The following is a 2,021-nucleotide window of genomic DNA, read 5'->3' on the forward strand; positions in this document are numbered from 1 at the left end:
GTGGTCGTCTCGGCTGCTTCTGCGGCTTCGAGTGCGGCGAGGACGGCTTGGATGTGGAGGCGTCCGGAGGCGACGAGTTGTGCGCCGCTGCGGCGGAGGGCGGTGGCGAAGGGGGCGGCCCAGCGGTTTTCGTAGACGAGGAGTCCGGCGGAGTTGCCGGGTTCGACGGCGGTGGCGGCTTCTTCGAGTTCGTCCTGGCCGAGGATGCCGGAGTGGACGCCGTCGAAGACGGTGAGGTCGAGTTGTCCGTCGCCGGTGAGGTCGGTGATCTTCAGGGCGGTGACGGATCCGTCGAGGTCCTTGCGGATGAACATGAGGTCGAGGATGCGGACGATGCCGCGGTCCACGAGGTCGACGAGGAGGGGGAAGGCCTCGCCGGTCATGTGGTTGCCGGGGAACTCCACGACGATGTAGTCGATGGGGCCCATCTCGTCGATTGGCTCGGTCACGGTGGTCACCTTCGCGTGTTCGTCGGCCCCCGTCAGCCATTGCACCACCGAGCCCGGGCCCCCGCACCCCGTGCCCGGCCCCTCTCTTTCGTTGGGGGAGGGGGTCTCACTCGGGTGGTGGTGTGGGGTCACTCGGGTGGGTGGGTGGGGTCGCTCTGTCGGCGGTGTCGGGGTGGCTGGGGGTGCGGGTGTGGGGTGTGGTCGGTGGCATGACTGGTAGCGATGCGTCTTCGCCGTCCTCGTCCTCGTCCTCCTCCTCGTCCTCCTCCTCGTCCTCGTCGGGGGGTGTGCCGTGGGAGCGGCAGGGGGGCGGTGAGTTGGAGGAGCTGCGGCGTCGGGTGCATGAGTTGGAGGGTGCCCGGCATGAGCCCAGGCATCGGTTGAGGGCGTTGGGCGCGACGTTGTTGATCATTGTGGCGTCGGTGTTGTCGATGCTGGCGGTGGTGGCGGTGTGGGCGAACAGCATTGTTCGTGACACCGATCGGTATGTGGCGACGGTGGCGCCGTTGGCGTCGAATCCTGAGATTCAGGCGGCGGTGACGAATCGGGTCACGGCGGCGGTGTTGGCGCAGATCGATGTGGAGGGGCTGGTCAAGGAGCTCAGTGATGCGGCGGCGGAGCGGGGGGTGCCGCCGAAGGTGTCGACGTTGATCGGGAATCTGGACGGGCCGATCACCAGTGGCATCAAGCAGGTGGTGAGTACGACGGTGATGAAGGTGGTGTCGTCGCAGGCGTTCGAGACGGTGTGGACGAATGCCAATCGTCGGGCGCATGCGGCGGTGGACAAGGCGTTGACGGGTTCGTCGGACAGTGTGGTGCAGGTTCAGGACAACCAGGTGGCGATCGATGTGGGGCCGATCGTGGCGCAGGTGAAGGAGCGGTTGGTGGATGCGGGGTTGGGGGTGGCGTCGAAGATCCCGGATGTGCACACCAGTTTCGTGGTGGTGCAGGGGCAGGACGTGGGGAAGGTGAAGACGTATCTGCGGGTGTTGCAGATCGTGGGGACCTGGTTGCCGGTGATTGCGGTGCTGGTGGCGGCGGGTGGGGTGTTGTTGGCGTTCAATCGGCGGCGGGCGTTGATCGGGGCGGCGGTGGGGGTGTTCTTGGCGATGTTGTTGTTGGGGTTGACGTTGACGGTGTTCCGGTCGGTGTATTTGGATCATCTGCCGGCGGGGGCGGATGCGGGGGCGGCGGGTGCGTTCTATGACGCGTTGGTGCGGTTCCTGCGGTCGAGTGTTCGGGCGGTGGGTGCGTTGGCGGTGGTGACGGGGTTGGGTGCGTTCGTGGTGGGTCCCTCGCGGCCGGCGGTGTTCACGCGGCGTTTCTTCGGTCGGGGTATTGCTTCGGGGCGGGAGGTGGCGATGTCGTCGGGGATGCGGTTGGGGGCGGTGGGGTCGTTCGTGCACCGGTTCAAGAGGTGGATCGGGGCGGCGATCTTGCTGGTGGCGGCGGTCGTGCTGTTCACCTGGAACTATCCGACGATGATGGTGGTGATCTGGACCGCCGTGATCGTCCTGGTCGGGTTCGCCCTCCGCGAGTTCCTCGACACCGGACCCACCCCGACCGCCTAGA

At 66.8% G+C, this 2,021-nt stretch carries 2 protein-coding genes; one reads left to right on the plus strand and one right to left on the minus strand.

All coding sequences use genetic code 11. From position 1 onward, the window contains the following. Positions 1-428 (minus strand): DUF6325 family protein (locus IF43_RS0135415; RefSeq protein WP_030211061.1); only part of this gene is annotated, 428 nt, incomplete at its 3' end. Positions 429-838: 410 nt separating this feature from the next. On the opposite strand from IF43_RS0135415, the gene IF43_RS0135420 reads away from it, so the two are divergent. Further along, a complete protein-coding gene (locus IF43_RS0135420) occupies positions 839-2,020 on the plus strand; it encodes a hypothetical protein (RefSeq protein WP_234332653.1) in 1,182 nt (393 codons plus the stop codon). Position 2,021 lies beyond the last annotated feature (1 nt).

This window comes from Streptomyces sp. NRRL S-87 (assembly GCF_000719335.1).
Taxonomy (GTDB): Bacteria; Actinomycetota; Actinomycetes; order Streptomycetales; family Streptomycetaceae; genus Streptomyces.